General features: G+C 67.2%; 14 protein-coding genes. 7 read left to right on the top strand and 7 right to left on the bottom strand.

Going from position 1 to position 16,588, the window contains the following annotated elements:
- Nucleotides 1–4: 4 nt before the first annotated feature.
- Genes HTS88_RS05580 through glnT form a run of 5 tightly spaced genes read right to left on the bottom strand, consistent with a single transcriptional unit; the run spans nucleotide 5 to nucleotide 5,657 of the window.
- Nucleotides 5–1,201 (bottom strand): FAD-dependent oxidoreductase, encoded by a 1,197-nt coding sequence (locus HTS88_RS05580; RefSeq protein ID WP_174176294.1) that lies wholly within the window; start codon nucleotides 1,199–1,201, stop codon nucleotides 5–7.
- The gene (locus tag HTS88_RS05575) at nucleotides 1,201–2,556 is read right to left on the bottom strand and encodes an FMN-binding glutamate synthase family protein (RefSeq protein ID WP_174176292.1); all 1,356 of its coding nucleotides are present in this window, start codon (nucleotides 2,554–2,556) and stop codon (nucleotides 1,201–1,203) included. The genes HTS88_RS05580 and HTS88_RS05575 overlap by 1 nt, the downstream gene beginning before the upstream one ends.
- A gap of 9 nt (nucleotides 2,557–2,565) precedes the next feature.
- Nucleotides 2,566–3,303, bottom strand: coding sequence for a GltB/FmdC/FwdC-like GXGXG domain-containing protein (locus tag HTS88_RS05570; RefSeq protein ID WP_174176290.1), 738 nt, complete (start codon nucleotides 3,301–3,303; stop codon nucleotides 2,566–2,568).
- Nucleotides 3,291–4,199, bottom strand: coding sequence for a class II glutamine amidotransferase domain-containing protein (locus HTS88_RS05565; protein ID WP_174176288.1), 909 nt, complete (start codon nucleotides 4,197–4,199; stop codon nucleotides 3,291–3,293). The genes HTS88_RS05570 and HTS88_RS05565 overlap by 13 nt, the downstream gene beginning before the upstream one ends.
- Before the next feature lie 42 nt (nucleotides 4,200–4,241).
- Nucleotides 4,242–5,657, bottom strand: a complete 1,416-nt coding sequence (gene glnT, locus HTS88_RS05560) for a type III glutamate--ammonia ligase (protein ID WP_217432229.1) — start codon at nucleotides 5,655–5,657, stop codon at nucleotides 4,242–4,244.
- A gap of 381 nt (nucleotides 5,658–6,038) precedes the next feature.
- Here glnT and HTS88_RS05555 point away from each other — a divergent pair, with 381 nt between their 5' ends.
- From HTS88_RS05555 to HTS88_RS05525, 7 genes are all read left to right on the top strand, one after another.
- Nucleotides 6,039–7,037 (top strand): LacI family DNA-binding transcriptional regulator, encoded by a 999-nt coding sequence (locus HTS88_RS05555; RefSeq protein WP_174176286.1) that lies wholly within the window; start codon nucleotides 6,039–6,041, stop codon nucleotides 7,035–7,037.
- A 144-nt stretch (nucleotides 7,038–7,181) separates the two neighbouring features.
- On the top strand, nucleotides 7,182–8,549 hold the full coding sequence (locus HTS88_RS05550) for an ABC transporter substrate-binding protein (RefSeq protein ID WP_343044884.1): 1,368 nt from the start codon (nucleotides 7,182–7,184) through the stop codon (nucleotides 8,547–8,549).
- Between the two features lie 2 nt (nucleotides 8,550–8,551).
- Nucleotides 8,552–9,499: a carbohydrate ABC transporter permease gene (locus HTS88_RS05545; RefSeq protein WP_174176284.1), complete on the top strand. Its 948-nt coding sequence runs from the start codon at nucleotides 8,552–8,554 to the stop codon at nucleotides 9,497–9,499.
- Nucleotides 9,496–10,398, top strand: coding sequence for a carbohydrate ABC transporter permease (locus HTS88_RS05540; RefSeq protein WP_174176282.1), 903 nt, complete (start codon nucleotides 9,496–9,498; stop codon nucleotides 10,396–10,398). Before HTS88_RS05545 ends, HTS88_RS05540 begins: the two co-directional genes overlap by 4 nt.
- A gap of 39 nt (nucleotides 10,399–10,437) precedes the next feature.
- Nucleotides 10,438–11,571: a Gfo/Idh/MocA family protein gene (locus tag HTS88_RS05535; RefSeq protein WP_425515551.1), complete on the top strand. Its 1,134-nt coding sequence runs from the start codon at nucleotides 10,438–10,440 to the stop codon at nucleotides 11,569–11,571.
- Nucleotides 11,571–12,320 carry a ThuA domain-containing protein gene (locus HTS88_RS05530; protein ID WP_174176280.1) on the top strand — a complete coding sequence of 250 codons (750 nt, stop codon included), beginning with the start codon at nucleotides 11,571–11,573 and terminating at the stop codon, nucleotides 12,318–12,320. Before HTS88_RS05535 ends, HTS88_RS05530 begins: the two co-directional genes overlap by 1 nt.
- 144 nt (nucleotides 12,321–12,464) lie before the next feature.
- A complete protein-coding gene (locus HTS88_RS05525) occupies nucleotides 12,465–14,150 on the top strand; it encodes an alkaline phosphatase D family protein (RefSeq protein WP_174176279.1) in 1,686 nt (561 codons plus the stop codon).
- On the opposite strand, the gene HTS88_RS05520 is transcribed toward HTS88_RS05525, so the two are convergent.
- Nucleotides 14,127–14,600, bottom strand: coding sequence for a hypothetical protein (locus HTS88_RS05520; protein ID WP_217432228.1), 474 nt, complete (start codon nucleotides 14,598–14,600; stop codon nucleotides 14,127–14,129). The genes HTS88_RS05525 and HTS88_RS05520 overlap by 24 nt on opposite strands.
- Before the next feature lie 13 nt (nucleotides 14,601–14,613).
- Nucleotides 14,614–16,560 carry a primary-amine oxidase gene (locus tag HTS88_RS05515; protein WP_174176278.1) on the bottom strand — a complete coding sequence of 649 codons (1,947 nt, stop codon included), beginning with the start codon at nucleotides 16,558–16,560 and terminating at the stop codon, nucleotides 14,614–14,616.
- Between the last annotated feature and the right edge of the window lie 28 nt (nucleotides 16,561–16,588).

Raw genomic sequence — 16,588 nt, 5'->3', positions numbered from 1 at the left:
CGTCCTAGGTGGTCGCAGCTGTGGAGGACGCGGTCCGGAACCGCCCGGGAACACCGCCTGTGCCGTCGGCCAGGTCCGCCGCCCACCGGCCGAGCAGCGGCGCGAACTTGGCGCCGTGGCCGGAACAGGGCGAGAGGACGGTCAGGTTGTCCACGCGGTCGATGAGGAAGTCCTCGCTGGGGGTGTTGGTGAATAAGCAGGTTGTTTCGGCGTAGGGCTCCGGGTCCAGGCCGGGCAGGTAGCGCTGCACATACTCCACCACCCGGCGGCGGTTTGCCGGGTCCACCGCACCCGTCTGCTGCGCCGCGGAAGGGATCAGCCTGCCACCGTTGTACTCCGCCACCTTCTGGCCGGCGAAGCCTGCGTCGCGCCCGCCCGGCAGGCCGTAGGCCTGGATGCCGGCAGCCTTGTGGATGAACGTCGGCCAGCCTCCGGCACCGGAAGCAGCACCGCCGTCGTGGTATTCAGGTGCGTGGTCCGCAAAACCGTTGTCCCGGTACCTGAAGTGGAAGGCCTGCTCCTGCCGAACGGTGATCTCCGGGAGCCCGGCCACGAACCCTGCCGGGAGGGACAGCCCGCCCAGCAGCGCCGGCAGCCAGCCGCCCGCGCTGACCACCACGTTGCCGGCGTCGTACGTTTGCCCGGTGGTGGAGTGCAGCCGGTAGCCGCCGCCCTGCCGTGACAGGCTCTCCAGCTCCCAGCCGGTCAGCAGCCGGGCGCCGCGTTCCACCGCGAGGGACACCATGGCATTAACGGCAGTCTCGGCGTCGATCACCCCGGCGCCGGGGTGCCACAGCACGTCCGTGTCGAAGGCGAACTGCGGCCAGCGCTGCCGGGCTTCGGCGGCGGAAAGCAACTGGTGCTCGATGCCTTCGTCAGCCAGCACGGACGCCAGCAGCCCCGGATTGCGCGTCGGCCCGTAGTCCACGGCACCGCAGGGAGTGATCAGCGGGGTCCCGCACGCGGCGGAGAGTCCGTCCCACAGGCTTTTCGATTCCACCACCGCGCGGGTGTAGAAGGGGTCCGGATAGGCGTAGCGGAAGATCCGGGCGGACCCGTGGGAGCTGCCGTCGTGGCTGGCCGGGATGTTGCGTTCCAGGATGGCCACCTGGTGGCCGCGGGCGGCAAGCTGCCAGGCGGTGGCGGCACCGGCCAGGCCCGCGCCCACCACCACATAGTCTGAGGAGCCAGCGCCGGGCATCAAAAGCTCCCTTGGCCCGGGATCCACGAGGTTCCGGCCAGCGGCACCCGGGCCATGGCGGAGGCCTCGATGGTGAGCGCCACGAGGTCCTCGGGCTCCAGATTGTGCAGGTGCGACTTGCCGCACGCCCGGGCGATGGTCTGGGCCTCCATGGTGAGGACACGGAGGTAGTTGGCCAGGCGCTTGCCGGCAACCACCGGGTCCAGGCGGGAGGAGAGTTCCGGGTCCTGGGTGGTGATGCCTGCGGGGTCGCGGCCGTCCTGGAAGTCGTCGTAGAACCCGGCGGCGGAACCGAGGGCGGAATATTCGGCGGCGTAGCGGGGATCGTTGTCGCCCAGGGCAATGAGCGCGGCCGTTCCGATCGCCACGGCGTCTGCGCCGAGGGCCATGGCCTTGGCGACGTCGGCCCCGGTGCGGATACCGCCGGAGACGATGAGCTGGACCTTCCGGTGCACCCCGAGTTCCTGCAGGGCCTGCACTGCCTGCGGGATGGCAGCGAGGGTGGGGATCCCGACGTTTTCGATGAACACCTGCTGCGTGGCAGCGGTGCCGCCCTGCATGCCGTCCACCACCACCACGTCGGCCCCGGACTTCACGGCCAGGGCGGTGTCGTAGTACGGCCGGGAGGCGCCGATCTTGACGTAGATGGGGGTCTTCCAGTCGGTGATTTCGCGGAGTTCGCCGATCTTGATTTCCAGGTCGTCCGGGCCGGTCCAGTCCGGGTGGCGGCTGGCGGAACGCTGGTCGATGCCGACAGGCAGGGTGCGCATTCCGGCCACGCGTTCGGTGATCTTCTGGCCCAGCAGCATGCCGCCGCCGCCGGGCTTGGCGCCCTGGCCCAGCACAATTTCGATGGCGTCGGCCTTGCGGAGGTCGTCCGGGTTCATGCCGTACCGGGACGGCAGGTACTGGTAGACGAGGTGTTTGGACTGGCCGCGCTCCTCAGGCGTCATGCCGCCGTCGCCCGTAGTGGTGGAGGTCCCCACCTCGGACGCGCCGCGGCCCAGCGCTTCCTTGGCGTTGGCGGAGAGGGCGCCAAAGCTCATGCCGGCGATGGTCACCGGGGTCTGCAGGTGCAGGGGCCGGGTGGCGTGCCGGTCGCCGAGAACGACGTCGGTATCGCACTTTTCGCGGTAGCCCTCCAGCGGGTAGCGGGACATGGAGGCGCCCAGGAACAGCAGGTCGTCGAAGTGCGGGACCTTGCGTTTGGCGCCCCAGCCGCGGATGTCGTACACGCCGGTGGAGGCGGCGCGCTGGATGTCGGCGATGGTGGCGCGGTCAAAGGTGGCGGACTCGCGGAGGCCCAGGGCGGCGATGTCTGTGGGCGCCGGGGCGGGGATGGAGGTGATGGTCATGGGTGCCTCCTAGTAGGCAGTCGAGTTGTCGACGTGGAAGTGGTAGAGGTTCCGGGCGGAGCCGTAGCGCTTGAAATCGGCAGGGTTGTCGGTGCGGCCGGCGGCGGCCAGCAGTTCTGCCAGTTCGGCAAGGTGCTCTTCGCGCAGCGGCTTCTCGACGCAGTCCGCACCGAGGGAGGCCACCGTCCCTTTGACGTAGATCCGCGCCTCGTAGATCGAGTCGCCCAGGGCGTCACCGGCGTCGCCGCAGACCACCAGGCGTCCGGCCTGCGCCATGAACGCGGACATGTGGCCGATGTTGCCGCCGACCACGATGTCCACGCCCTTCATGGAGATCCCGCACCGGGCACCGGCGTTGCCGTCGATGACCACCAGGCCGCCGTGGCCGGTGGCGGCTGCGGACTGGGAAGCATCGCCCGTCACGTGGATGCGGCCGGACATGATGTTCTCCGCCAGGCCGACGCCGGCGTTGCCGGTGATGGTGACGCCGCCTTTTTGGTGCATCCCGGCGGCGTAGTAGCCGGCGTGGCCTTCGATGGTCACCGCGATGTCCGCGTCGATGCCGACGGCGAGGCTGTGCTTGCCGCCCGGGTTGGTGACAGTCCACGCTTGACCGTCCGCGGCGTTGTGGATGGCCTGGTTGAGTTCCCGGACGCTGGTGACGGCCAGGTCCACGGTGGTGGACTCCGGCACCCGGGCTTCCGGGGCGGTGTTTGCCGTGCTTTCGGGGGCTGTCAGAGTGACCATGTGTAGACCTTTCCGGGTTCCGGTTCAAAGATGCGGGCGTTGTCGATGCCGGGCAGGCCGGCCAGGGCGCGGTATTCGGAGGCCATGGCCACGTAGTCGTCGGTTTCGGCGATGATGGCGGGCTTGCAGGCGATGGGGTCGCGGACCACGGCCATGCTGTCCGCCGTTGTGACCACCAGGGTGTAGAAGCCGTCCAGGACCTTGCCCAGGTTCACCAGCGCTTCCTCGAGGGTGTCGCCCTGCTTGAGCCGGGAGGCGACGTAGCGGGCACCCACCTCGGTGTCGTTGTCGGAATCGAACACCACGCCTTCGCGCCTTAGGTCGCGGCGGACCGTGGCGTGGTTGGAGAAGGAGCCGTTGTGGACCAGGCAGAGGTCGTCGGCCACGGAGAAGGGGTGCGAGCCGCCCGCAGTGACGGCGGATTCCGTGGCCATCCGGGTGTGGGACAGGCCCTGGCTGCCGGCCATGGCCTCCAGTCCGTGATCGGCGGCGATCTCCATGGGGTGGCCCACGCTCTTCATCACGGCCACGTGTTCGCCGCGGCCAATGATGGTGGATCCGCGCAGCGTTTCGCTGACGGCCTTCACCAGCAGATCAGTACCGACGGCGGCGCTCACCAGGGTGGTGTCGCCCACCACCTGTACGGCTGCCTGTGCGTCGGACGGGAGGAGCGCCGCGACGCCCGCGGTGATGGCCGCCGTCGTGATGCCCTGGTCCCTGCCGAGCAGGCTCAGCGTGGAGGTTCCTTCCGACACCAGGCCGGGGGTGTTGTAGACGGCGAGGCCGGCGGAGTCCGGCCCGCGGTCCACGATCTGGCACAGCATGGAGGACAGCAGGCTGCCCATCCGGGGATGCAGCGAGGGATTGCGCAGCTGCAGCGCGGCGATTCCGCACATGGAAAGTCCTTTGCTTGGGTTCTTGGTGGTTCGGGTGGAGGGCTAGATCGAAGTGAGGTAGGTCCGGATTTCCCAGTCGCTGACCTGGTTGTGCCAGCTCAGGAACTCCTCTTCCTTGGCGTCCGCGTAGTACTTGCCAATTTCCGGGTCGCCGCTGAGGCTGGCCAGGATGACCGGGTCCTGCCGCAGGGCTTCCACGGCGTGGAGCAGGGTGGCCGGCAGCTGGTGCGCGTCCGGCCTGGACTCGCCGGGACCGGATGGGGCACCCGGGTCTGCGGCTTTCTCCACTCCGTCCAGCCCGGCGGAAACCGCGGTGGCGATGGCCAGGTACGGGTTGGCGGAGCCGTCGCCGGAACGCAGTTCAATCCGGTTGGTGTCCGGGACGCGGATCATGTGGGTCCGGTCGTTGCCGCCAAAGGATGCCTTCCGCGGCGACCACGTGGCACCGGATGAGCTGGTGGTGGCGCCTGTCCGTTTGTAGGAATTCACTGTCGGGGCGAGGAACGCCTGAAGTGCCGGAGCATGGTCCAGGATGCCGGCGATGAAGGAGTAGGCGAGGCCGGAAATCCCAAGGCCCCTGCCGTCGTCGTTGTTTCCCTTGCCTTCCGTCCCGCTGCCCGCGGCCGGGAACAGTGGCTCGGCGCCGGACCAGAGGGACAGGTGGAAGTGGAGGCCGGTGCCGGTGCGGTCGGTGAAGGGCTTGGGCATGAACGTGGCGGTCATGCCCCGCTGTTCGGCCAGGATGTTCAGGATGTAGCGGAGGGTGACCACCCGGTCTGCTGTGGTGAGTGCATCGGCGTAGTTGAAGTTCTGCTCGAACTGGCCGGCGGCGTCCTCGTGGTCGTTGGCGTAGTTGCCCCAGCCCAGGCCGTTCATGGCCTCGGAGATGGAAGTGAGGTGGTCATACATCCGGGTGACCCCGCGGGCGTCGTAGCACGGGCGGGGCGAATCGTCCCTGGCGTCGGCGGTACTCAGCGTCCCGTCGTCGTTCTTTTTCACCAGGAAGTACTCCACCTCGGCGCCCACCTTGGCCTGCATGCCCTTCTCCGCAAGGCGGGCCAGGGTGTTCTTCAGTATCACGCGCGGGGCGTAGGGCCAGGGCGTGCCGTTGACATGGGGGTCGCAGTGGATGATGGCCAGGCCCTCCTTGATGAAGGGCACCGGGGTGAAGGAATCCAGGTCCGGCACGGCGATCAGGTCCGGGTCCTGTGGCTTCTGCCCCATCAGGCCTGCGGCGAATCCGGCGAAGCCCATGGCCCCTTTTTCGAGGTCGCCGGCGGCTTCCACCGGGACCAGTTTGGCGCAGGGCTTGCCGGTCATGTCCACGAAGGTGGCCAGCAGGAAGCGGACGCCGTGGGCCCTGGCGATGTCTGCCAGGGAAATGGCGGGAGCCCCGGAAATTTCCCGCTCTTCGGCGAACGGCAGGGCGGTTACAGCAGGGGTTGCGACACTGGTCATCGAAACGTTCCTGTTCGGTTGGTGTTAGCTATCAGTAAACCTTGTTGCATAAGAGTATCCAAAATCATGTTTCGGCGGACCGGCGGCTAGGTTAATTTGGTGTTTCGTGGCAGGCCCTTGCGGGCTTCCGTCACGCCAGGCACGCTTTGAGACGATCGAGGCTGACAGCCTCCCGGAATCACGGGGGAGGCAGCGGCGCGGCAGGTCAAAAGCGTGCCGCGCGTGACGCCGGGGCGGTTCGGGGAGCTGCACCACCTCCCGCTGGATGCCGGGCGGCCCCCGGCAGGCGGCTAAGCTGAGGGAAAACCCGGCAGCACGGCGCGGGTACAGCGTGGATCCGGCAGTGGGGATCTCCATCACTGGCCGCGGGAGGAATTCGTCATGGCGCGAGCGACAGTCCAGGACGTCGCCAAGACGGCCGGAGTTTCGGTGGGGACCGTATCCCGCGTCCTGAACGGCAGTCCGGCCGTCAGCGAATCAAGCAAGGCAAAGGTGGCGGCGGCCATCCGCCAGCTCAATTACCGCCCCCTCGCTTCCGCCCGCGACCTGCGCCGGGACCGCACCATGCGGATTCTTGCCCTGGCCAAGAACTTGTACTCGCCGGTCATCAGCGAAGTCTTCCGGGGTGCCGGCGATGCTGCCGCACGGTCCGGCTACGTCACCCTGATCGCCCCCACAGCCGGCGATCCGGAGCGGGAACAGCAGTTGGTGGACATGCTGCGCAACGGCTCGGTGGACGGGCTGATCATGTTTTCGCCAACGATGCCGGATGAGGACGTCGGAGACATGGCGGAGCAGTTGAGCGTCGTCCAGGTCTGCGAGATCGCCGACGCCGAGGCGGCCTTCGGCGTTTCCATCGACGACCGGCAGGCGGCATTCGACATTGTGCGGCACCTCATTGAGACCGGCGGGCGGCGATTGGCGATGATCGGCACCAGGGCGGCCCGTTCCGGCCGGCTCCGGGAGGAAGGCTTCCGCAAGGCCGTTGCCGAAGCGGGATTGTCGCCCGATCAAATGCTTTTCACGGACGGGGACTTCGACTTCCACGCCGGCCGGCGCCTCGCGAGGGAACTCCTCGGGACCCGCCCCCTGCCCGATGCCGTCTTCTGCGGCAGCGATACGGTGGCCGCCGGATGCGTCCGCGAAATTACCGACGCCGGGCTGCGGGTGCCCGGGGACATCGCCGTTGCAGGTTTTGACGACTCCATCCAGGCAGAGATGTGCGTCCCGGAACTGACCACCATCCGGCAGCCGGCCTACGCCATGGGACAGCTGGCCTTTGAGGCACTCCTGGCCCGGATGACCGAACCGGAAGGGCACCGCCGCGGCCGGACCTTCCTCCCCCATGAACTCATCGTCAGGGACTCGACGAACGGTTGACGCCAAGGGTTGACAGCCCAACGTGGCTCCTGTCACACTTCTTTGGAATCGATTCCAAACCTACTGGCACCACTTTTGCACCATCGGTGGAATCGATTCCAAATTGACCCTCGAAAAGAAGCCAGCCAGGCAAAGGAGCCACTTGTGGACTTGATTCGACCTTCCTTCCCGTTGCACGAGGAGACCACCGCCGCATCCGTGCCCAGCGCGCGCAGGAGCGGAATGGGCGCCGCGTCCCGGCGTCGCACACGCATCACCGCTGCCGCGGCTGCGGCCATGGCTGCCGGCCTGCTTCTGACCGCGTGCGGTGGCGGCGCGGCCACCCAGGGTGCGGACCAGCCGGCGGCAGCCGATCCGGCGTCGGCCGCCAATGCCACCGGCAGCCTCAACGTCTGCGGCGGCAAGGACGCCTCCGGCATCTACAAGGGCACGGTTGAGGCCTTCACCAAGGCCAACGGCAAGGTCACCGCGAAATACACCGAAATCGGAGCCACCACCGATGAGGCCCGCACGCAGGCCGTGCAGCGGCTCGAAGGCAAGTCCTCGGAGTGCGACATCTTCGTCACGGACGTCATCTGGACCTCCGAGTTCGCATCCCAGGGCTGGCTCCTGGACCAGACCAAACTCGTCGAGGCCAACAAGGACCGCCTCATTCCCTCCACCGTGGAGACGGCGAAGTACGAGGACAAGTACTGGGCTTCCCCGTTCTTCACCAACGCCGGACTCGTCTACTACCAGAAGGACAAGGTGGCCAAACCCGAAACCTGGCAGCAGCTCTACGCTGAGGCAGCCGGGGCTGAGGGCAACAGCTACGTCTACCAGGGCAAGCAGTATGAGGGCCTCACGGTGAACTTCCTTGAAATGCTCTACAGCGCCGGCGGAGAGGTGCTGGACGAGAACGGCGAGGTCAGGATCGACTCGCCGGAGACCCGTGAGGTCCTCGACTTCATGGTGAAGGGCCTCGAGGACGGCTCGGCGGACCGTGCAGTGCTGACCTACAACGAGGACCCGGCGCGCCTGGCCTACGAGTCCGGCAACTTTGGCTACCAGCGCAACTGGCCGCATGTCTACCGCCTGCTGAACGCCACCCCGTTGGCGGGCACCTTCGGCGTGGCTCCGCTTCCGGCCTGGGAAGGCGGCAAGGCTTCCGGTGTCCTGGGCGGCTGGAACCTGGCCATCTCGGCCCACTCCACCAACCAGGCCGGCGCCGTTGCCTTCATCGACTTCGCCACCACCCCGGACTGGCAGAAGCACGTGGCCATGGACTTCTCGCAGGCCCCCGTCAACGAGGCAGCCTACGCCGACCCCGAGGTCCTGGCGAAAATGCCTTTTGCCACCGAACTGCTCGCCTCCGTCAAGGGCGCCAAGCCGCGCCCCATCTCCCCGGTCTACCCGCAGATCTCCCAGGCGATCTACAAAAACGTCTACGCCGTGCTGTCCGGCGCCGCCACCACCGAGGATGCGGTCAAGACCATGGCGGAAGAGATCACGGCCGCAAAGGCGAGCTTCTGAGCATGGCAACCAAGTCCCTGTCCCCCGGCCGCTGGGGATCCAGCAGCGGCATGAACGGCCGCGACCGGGAGGAGCGGCGCCTCGCGTTCCGGATGACCGCTCCGTCCCTGGTCCTCATGGCCCTGGTGGCGGCAGTCCCCATCGGTTACGCGCTCTGGCTTTCCCTCAACCAATACAGCGTCCGCACTGCCGGCCTGTCCCGCTTCGTCGGCCTGGACAACTACGTCGCGGCCCTCAGCGGGCCGCACTGGTGGGCAGCCTTCGGCCAGACGTTCCTCTTCGCAGGGCTCTCGGTCTCACTCGAACTGGTGCTGGGCACGGCCATGGCACTGCTGCTCAATCTTGCCTTCAAGGGCCGCGCACTGCTGCGTACCGTGGTGCTGCTGCCATACGCGGTGGTGACGGTGGTCAGCGCCATCACCTGGGAAACGATGTTCCAGCCCAACCTGGGCCTGGTCACCAATGTCCTGTCAACGCTGGGCCTTCCGGGCGGGGACGTCATCTGGCTCGGCGAGCACGGCTACGCGATGGCCGTGATCGTCCTGGCCGATGTCTGGAAGACGACGCCGTTCGCAGCCCTCATCATCCTGGCCGGGCTGCAGGTCATCCCTGCCGAAACCTACGAGGCGGCGGAACTTGATGGCGCCAGCAAGTGGCAGGCCTTCGTCCATGTGACCCTGCCCCTGCTCCGTCCGGCGATTGTGCTGGCGGCGATCTTCCGCACCATGGATGCCCTGCGCGTCTTCGACCTGCCGTTCGTGCTCACCCGGGGCGCCAACGGCACCGAGTCCATGTCCATGCTGGCCTACACCCAGCTGCGCGAGAACCGCCTGGTGGGTGAAGGATCGGCGCTGTCCATCCTCACCTTCCTCACCGTCATGGTGGTCTCAGTGGTGTACATCCGCTTCGCGGGCGGCAACATCCGTGAAGTTGCCAAGGAGGAACAATGAGCACGCTGACCGCACAGCGAACGGCGGCCGGGACCGCCACCCCGGGCGCCAGGACGCCCAAGCGCAGGCCGCGAGGCAGGGCAGAGCTTCATCCGATGGTGTGGGTATTCGTTATCGCCGTGATGGGCTTCTCGCTCATCCCGTTCTACTGGCTGGTCAACACCTCCCTCAAAAAGGGCGTGAGCCTGTCCCAGGGTGAACTCTTCCCCAGCCAGCCGACCTTCGAGAACTACGTGGCTGTGTTCCAGAACGCCGAGTTCCTCCTTGCCCTGCGCAACTCGGTGATCATCGCCGTCGTCACCACCACGGTGGCCCTGGTGTTCGCCTCCTTCGCCGCCTATGCCCTGGCCAGGCTCAAAATGCGCCGCAAAGCGCTGATCCTGACCCTTATCCTCTCGGTCACCACCTTCCCGGCCATTGCCATCGCGGCACCCCTGTTCTCCATCTGGCGGGAAATCGGCCTGTACGACACGCTCCTTGGCCTGATCATCCCGAAGCTGACCTTCGCGCTGCCCCTGGCGATCTACACGCTGACCTCCTTCTTCAGGGAGATCCCGCGGGAGCTGGAGGAATCGGCCTACATGGACGGGGCCACCCCCTTTACCGCCTTCCGCAAAGTCATCCTGCCGCTGGCTGTCCCGGGCCTTGCCACGACGGCGATCCTCGTGTTCATCTCGGTATGGAACGAATTCCTGCTTGCCGTCACCCTGACCACTTCCCCGGAGGCCCGTCCGGTCCCGGTGGCCATTGCATTCTTCAGCGGGACCAGCGAGTTTGACCAGCCGCTGGGCACCATCAGTGCGGCCTCGGTGATCATCACGGTCCCGCTCGTCGTCCTGGTGCTCCTGTGCCAGAAACGCATTGTCTCCGGCATGACCGCCGGCGCCGTCAAGGGCTAGAAACCTGAAGTCCCCAACCACAACACAAAGGAAAACCCCGTGAGCAACGAGCAGTCCCCCAGCCGGCAGGCTTCTGACCTGCAACAACCAGGCTCCAAAGAACTGAGGGTGGGCGTCGTCGGCATCGGCTGGGCCGGACAGCAGCACCTCATGGCCTACAACGGCCTGGACGGCGTCCGCATCGTGGCGCTGGCCGGGATGGAGCAGGACCTCCGCGACTCGCTGCAGGCGGAATACTCCATTCCCAACGCGTTCGCGGATTGGAAGGACATGCTGGAGCACGGCGGGCTGGACGCGATCAGCGTGGCAGTGCCCACCTTCCTGCACGCACCAATTGCCATCGCCGCCCTGGAGCGGGGAATCCACGTGCTGAGCGAGAAGCCCATCGCGCGCAACGCCGTCGAAGGCCAGGCCATGGTGGATGCCGCCCGCAAGGCGGGGCGCGTCCTGGATGTGGCCTTCAACCACCGCCGCCGCGGCGACATCAAGGCACTCAAGGGTGTCATCGACGACGGCGGACTGGGCCGGCCGTACTACGCCAAGGCCTCCTGGCTCCGGCGCTCCGGCATCCCCACGCTGGGCAGCTGGTTCACCAACCCGGAGCTTGCCGGCGGCGGACCGCTGGCGGACATCGGCGTCCACGCGCTGGACTACGCCCTGCACCTTCTCGGTGAACCCAAAGTGGTGGCCGTCTCCGCCGCCACGCATTCCGAGCTGGGTCCCCAGGGGCGGGGCGGCGGAAGCCGGTACTCCGCCCAGGCCACCAGCCACGCGTTCGAGGTTGAGGACTTCGCCTCGGCGTTCCTCCGGCTGGAGGGCGGCGGAACTCTGGTGATCGAAGCCAGCTGGGCCACGTACCGGGAAACGGACGACCTGCTGGACTTCACCGTCTACGGCACCGATGGCGGCGCGGAACTCAAAGTGCAGGGGGCGCCCTTCCCGCCCGTCGGGCAGCTGCGGGTGTTCACCGACAAGGAGGGCGAATCCGCCGACTACGTGCCGCCCGTGCTGCCGGGCCGCGCCCACGACGCAGTGGTGGAAGACTTCATCACGGCAGTGCGCGGCGGCGAGCAGGCCTGGGGCGGGCACGATGGCTCCCTGGCGCTCTACCGGGCACAGATCATCGATGCGTGCTACCTGTCCGCACGCGAACAAAGGGAGGTTCGTCTCTAATGAACGACAAGCTGAGAATCCGCGTCTGGAACGAGGGCGTCCACGAGGCCAACAACGAGCCGTCACACATCGGGGAGATCTACCCGGACGGCATCCACGGCGCCATCGCCGCGGGGCTCCGTTCCTATTACCCCGAGGCGGAAATCACGACGGCGGTGCTGGCCACCGACGATGAGCACGGCCTGGATGAGGAGGTGCTCGCCGAGACGGACGTCCTGCTCTGGTGGGGCCACGTGGCCCACCACGAGGTGAGCGATGCCGTCGTCGAACGCGTCCACCGGCACGTGCTCGGCGGCATGGGGCTCATCGTGCTCCACTCGGGGCACTTCGCCAAGGTCTTCACCAAGCTGCTGGGCACCACCTGCTCGCTGGCCTGGCGGAACGACGGCGAGCGCGAGCTGGTGTGGACCGTGAAGCCGTCACACCCCATTGCCGAAGGCGTGGACAGCCCCATCGTCATCCCCGAGCAGGAGATGTACGGGGAACTGTTCGACATCCCGGACCCGGACGACCTGATCTTCATCAGCTCGTTCGCTGGCGGCGAGGTGTTCCGCTCCGGCGTCACCTTCACCCGCGGCAAGGGACGCATCTTCTACTTCAGCCCCGGCGACCAGGAATACCCGGTGTACCACCACCCGCAGATCCAGCGGGTGCTGGCCAACGGCGTGAAGTGGGCGGCCCAGCCGCAGCTGCACCGTTCCATTCCGGAAGTCACCAACCCTTCCCGGGACTGGTTCGGCGAGCCGTAGGGAGTTTGTCCGGATATGCAGGGTTGCGGGGCCTTTAAATCGGCTTATCTGGACAAAAACTCCACTGCCCTGGCGCCGGCCCCGCTGCCCCAGCTGCGGATTTTCCCCATAGCCGGGGCGGGTTCCAGCAGGTACAACTGAGAGATGACTACCCCAGAGCTGGTCCTAGGCCCCATGATGCGGTACGTGGACCAGACTTCGGCGAGCATCTGGGTGGAAACCCGGGACAACGCCCGGGTGACGGTCAGCGCCGGGGCCGCGGAGTGGGAAGCCCGGACCTTCGCCGTCCATGGCCACCACTATGCGCTGGTGGAAGCGGACGGGCTGGAGCCCGGGTCCGTGACTCCCTACACGGTGGCAGTCAACGGGGTACCGGTGTGGCCTGAACCCGGGACGGGGTTCCTGCCGCCGGTGATCGCCACCCTCAAACCCGGCAAGCCGCTGCGCCTGGCCTTCGGTTCCTGCCGCACCAGCGTCCCGCACGACGGGTCCGGCAACCGGAGCCACGGCGTGGATGCCTTGCGGGCCTACGCCCTGGCAATGAGCTCCGGCGGCAAGGAACCCTGGCCGGACCTGGTGGCGTTCCTCGGGGACCAGGTCTACGCCGATTCCACCAGCGGGCAGATGCAGGAATTCATCAAAGCCCGGCGCGACATCACGGAGCCTCCCGGCGAGGAACTCAAGGATTTCGAGGAATACGCGCACCTCTACAACCTGGCCTGGTCCGACCCCGCCAACCGGTGGCTGCTGTCCACCCTGCCCAGTGCCATGATTTTTGACGACCATGACATCCGTGACGACTGGAATGCCTCGCGGAGCTGGCGGGAGGCCATGGAGGACACGGACTGGTGGCACGGACGGATCGTGGCGGGCCTTGCGTCCTACTGGGTGTACCAGCACCTGGGGAACCTGTCCCCGCAGGAGCGCGCCGCGGATGTGGTCTGGCAGAAGATTGCCTCCCACCGCAGGGACGGCGAACCGGACATCAGCACTGAGCTGGACGGTTTCGCCGAACGGGCCGACCAGGATCCGGAAACCTACCGGTGGAGCTTCTGCCGCGACTTTGGCGACACCCGGCTCCTCGTGGTTGATTCCCGGGCCGCCCGGAACCTGGACCCGGACCACCGCGCCCTGCTGGATGATGCCGAGATGGACTGGCTGGACGCCCGGATGCGCGGCGGTTTCCGGCACCTGCTGGTGGCAACGTCCCTGCCGTTCCTCCTGCCCATGGGCCTGCACCACCTTGAGGCCTGGGACGAGGCAGTCTCCGAAGGCGCCTGGGGGAAAATTCCGGCGCGGTTCGGCGAAAAACTGCGCCAGGCCGTGGACCTGGAGCACTGGGCCGCCTTCCAGGAGAGCTTCCGGCGGGTTGCCGCGATGGCCGAGGACGTGGCCGACGGCGGCCGCGGACCTGCCCCCGGCAGCGTCACCTTCCTGTCCGGGGACGTGCATTTTTCCTACGTCTCCGAGGTGGAGCGGACTGCGGGCAGCCGCATCATCCAGGCCGTCTGCTCGCCCATCCGCAATCCGCTCCCGCGGGTAATGCGGTCCTTCGGCGCCGTGATGTCCTACGGCCTGGCCACGCCGATCGGAGCATTGGCCGCACGGTCAGCCAAAGTCCCGGACCCGCCGTTCCGCTGGTCCGGGATCAAGGGCCCGTGGTTCGACAACAACCTGGCCTGCCTTGAAGTGGTGCCGGAGGGGCTGAAGCTGTGGTGGCAGCGGGGCGTCGTGGAGGGAGGCGACAACCTCAACCCGCGCCTCGAACGCGTGGCTGAAATAACGGTCGCGTCCCGCAAGGCCGGGTCACCGGCCAGGGAACGGTTGTAAAACGGCTGATGCCGGGCCCGGCTGCCGCCGGAGCCGGGCCACGAGCGTCGCGGCGAGCAGCGCCGTCGTAAGCTCCAGGCCAATGACCAGCAACAGTTGGGCGGCGCCGGTTGTGTCCGGAATGCGCGACGTCGGCCCTCCGCCGTGGGCATGTCCCGCACCGCCTGCTCCGAGCAGCAACACGGCATGCAGCGCGGCCATTGCGACGGCCGCCGTCGCGACCTGCTGCGGTGCGCCCACGCGGCTGTGCCGCCAGATATGGAAGGCACATGGCACGCATACGGCGGCCAGGGCAACCATCAGGACACCAAGCCAGGGGCCATGGTGGCCTGAGGCCGCCAACCACAGGTGCACCAGGCAGGACCCTGCGGTGGCCGTGGCACACATGCGCCGGTGCAGGACGAGCCCTGCCTCCCGGGCCCTGCCCGGCGTCGTCGTGATGTCCCTCATCCCGTGGCCGGTCCTAGTGGCAGCCACCAGCGCCTGCATCACTGTGGCAGGCCGAGGCCGGCTGGTTCGGGTTGGCCGGAACGTCCAGGACGGGGCTGCGGTCGAAGAAGCCTTCGGGGCGGAGCTTGAAGCCTACGGTGTCCACCGGCATGATGGGCCAGTCCTCAACACGCGGGAAGTGCGTCAACCCAAAGGTGTGCCACACCACGATGTCCTGGGCATCGATGTCCCGGTCCTGCGCGACGTACTCGGGCAGGCCTGCTCCCCCGGAGTGCTGGTTCACGAAATCGCCCGTCGGGTAGCGCTCCTCCTCCGCGTAACGGGTGACCCACAGGTCCTTGGTGGCGAAAGCGGCACGGCGGGCGATGGAGGAGTCCGGATCGGCCAGCAGCGTGGGCTGGTTGTGCGAGTGGAGCTTGTAGCCCACCGGTTCGCCCAGCCGGTTGCGGGACTCGGGGTTGGAGATGATCCAGGTCCGGCCGGCGCGTGCATCGGCCTCCCTGACGGCCTCCGATTCACGGGCCAGGACGGTGCGCTTGCGGGAGAAGGCGTTGCCGCGCTCATTGCCCGGCCCCATGGCCTGGCGGACCACGTCCTCTTCCTCCACCCGGTTGGTAAAGCCGTCGATGGCCATGTCCAGCCGGGCACTGAAGAGATGCTGGTGGAACGGAGCGCCCAAGCCCGGTGCCAGTTGGGAGATGTTGTCGGAACCGCCATCCGGGAACGCGGAGGTGAACACAACGCCGGTGGCCTTAGCCTCGAATTCGATGGTGCCGTCCAGGTAGAGGTACCAGTAGAAGCCGTAATCGTAGTTGCCGATGGTGGTAAAGAAGGAGATCACCAGGCGGCGGTTCCGGCGGGTGTAGTTCACCCCGCTCCAGAAATCCGAGTGCTTGGACAGGATGCCCCAGTCCTCCTCGTGCATGCAGATGCCATTGCGGATCTCGCGGGGGTTGCCGAAGGCGTCCGAGATGACAGGGCTCAGGTAAGTGATGTCCCCCAGGCAGTCACAACCGAGCTCCAGCGAGTTGGCGTACTGGCCCACCAGGTACTCACCGGTGTCAAAGTAGTTCTGCCAGGACCGGATGGGTGACGGATCGCCGTAAGGGACCACCATCTCGGCAATGGAAGCACGGTTGATGATCGGCCGGAGCCGCTCTCCGTCCTGGAAGGAGAGGTTGTGCAGGACCACGCCCTCACGGACATCGAAGCCGACGTCCACGCTCCATTTTTCCCATTCCACGTGGTTGCCGCCGGTGACGGTAAAGCTGGGGCCTTCCGGCTGGGTGATGCTGATGGGCTTCTGGGTGGTCCGCAGCGGTCCGGTCAGTTCCGGGTCCGTGTAGTTGCCATGCTCTGCGGGCACCGGCATGGCGCCGAGGTCGACGACCTGGGTGACTTCCTTGTTGACCACGTCCACGTACGCCACCAGCCCGTCCACCGGGTGCGCCCAGGCGCTGTCCTCCGGGAACTCCTGGGCGAACGCCAGGCCACGAAGGATGCGCCGGCCCTTCTCCTCGGTGTACTCGAAGACTCCAGCCGAGAGCGGCGCCACGCGGACTTTGTCGACGTCAAGGTCCCTTGCGGCTAGGGCCGCCAGCCAGCGCTCATCGGTGGCCAACAGGGACTCCACCACCTCAAACTCCTCCTCCAGCACCGGGAGCTCACCGGTGACCGCGGTGTCGAGTTCGACGTCGGACACCACCTTCCCGTGGGTGGCGGAGACGATCACGTCGCGGGGCGCACCGCCGGAGACGTCGTGGATGAAGACCCGGAAGCGCCGGTCAACCTGCCCTTCCGTGCGGGCTGCAGCCCGCGGCGGTTCCAGGAGACCGAGGTAGGCGATGCGGTGCTGCGGACCCAGGTGGCCCCCGGAGGAGAGGACGGACCGGACCTCGAGGATCTCGTCGCCGGTGGCCAGGCGGAAAGGGGACGCGATGTCAGTTGGAGCGAGTGTCATGGTGAACCTTTGTCCGGACCGTTTCGGG

The organism is Pseudarthrobacter oxydans, assembly GCF_013314975.1.
Taxonomy (GTDB): domain Bacteria; phylum Actinomycetota; class Actinomycetes; order Actinomycetales; family Micrococcaceae; genus Arthrobacter; species Arthrobacter oxydans.
Note: the sequence above shows the minus strand (reverse complement) of the source record. Positions and strands in the feature narration are given on the sequence as shown.

What these genes read in the sequence shown, in the direction of transcription:
- HTS88_RS05580 (WP_174176294.1), bottom strand. Translation starts at nt 1,201, where the DNA reads ATGCCCGGCGCTGGCTCCTCAGACTATGTGGTGGTGGGCGCGGGCCTG.
- HTS88_RS05575 (WP_174176292.1), bottom strand. Translation starts at nt 2,556, where the DNA reads ATGACCATCACCTCCATCCCCGCCCCGGCGCCCACAGACATCGCCGCC.
- HTS88_RS05570 (WP_174176290.1), bottom strand. Translation starts at nt 3,303, where the DNA reads ATGGTCACTCTGACAGCCCCCGAAAGCACGGCAAACACCGCCCCGGAA.
- HTS88_RS05565 (WP_174176288.1), bottom strand. Translation starts at nt 4,199, where the DNA reads ATGTGCGGAATCGCCGCGCTGCAGCTGCGCAATCCCTCGCTGCATCCC.
- glnT (WP_217432229.1), bottom strand. Translation starts at nt 5,657, where the DNA reads ATGACCAGTGTCGCAACCCCTGCTGTAACCGCCCTGCCGTTCGCCGAA.
- HTS88_RS05555 (WP_174176286.1), top strand. Translation starts at nt 6,039, where the DNA reads ATGGCGCGAGCGACAGTCCAGGACGTCGCCAAGACGGCCGGAGTTTCG.
- HTS88_RS05545 (WP_174176284.1), top strand. Translation starts at nt 8,552, where the DNA reads ATGGCAACCAAGTCCCTGTCCCCCGGCCGCTGGGGATCCAGCAGCGGC.
- HTS88_RS05540 (WP_174176282.1), top strand. Translation starts at nt 9,496, where the DNA reads ATGAGCACGCTGACCGCACAGCGAACGGCGGCCGGGACCGCCACCCCG.
- HTS88_RS05530 (WP_174176280.1), top strand. Translation starts at nt 11,571, where the DNA reads ATGAACGACAAGCTGAGAATCCGCGTCTGGAACGAGGGCGTCCACGAG.
- HTS88_RS05525 (WP_174176279.1), top strand. Translation starts at nt 12,465, where the DNA reads ATGACTACCCCAGAGCTGGTCCTAGGCCCCATGATGCGGTACGTGGAC.
- HTS88_RS05520 (WP_217432228.1), bottom strand. Translation starts at nt 14,600, where the DNA reads ATGAGGGACATCACGACGACGCCGGGCAGGGCCCGGGAGGCAGGGCTC.
- HTS88_RS05515 (WP_174176278.1), bottom strand. Translation starts at nt 16,560, where the DNA reads ATGACACTCGCTCCAACTGACATCGCGTCCCCTTTCCGCCTGGCCACC.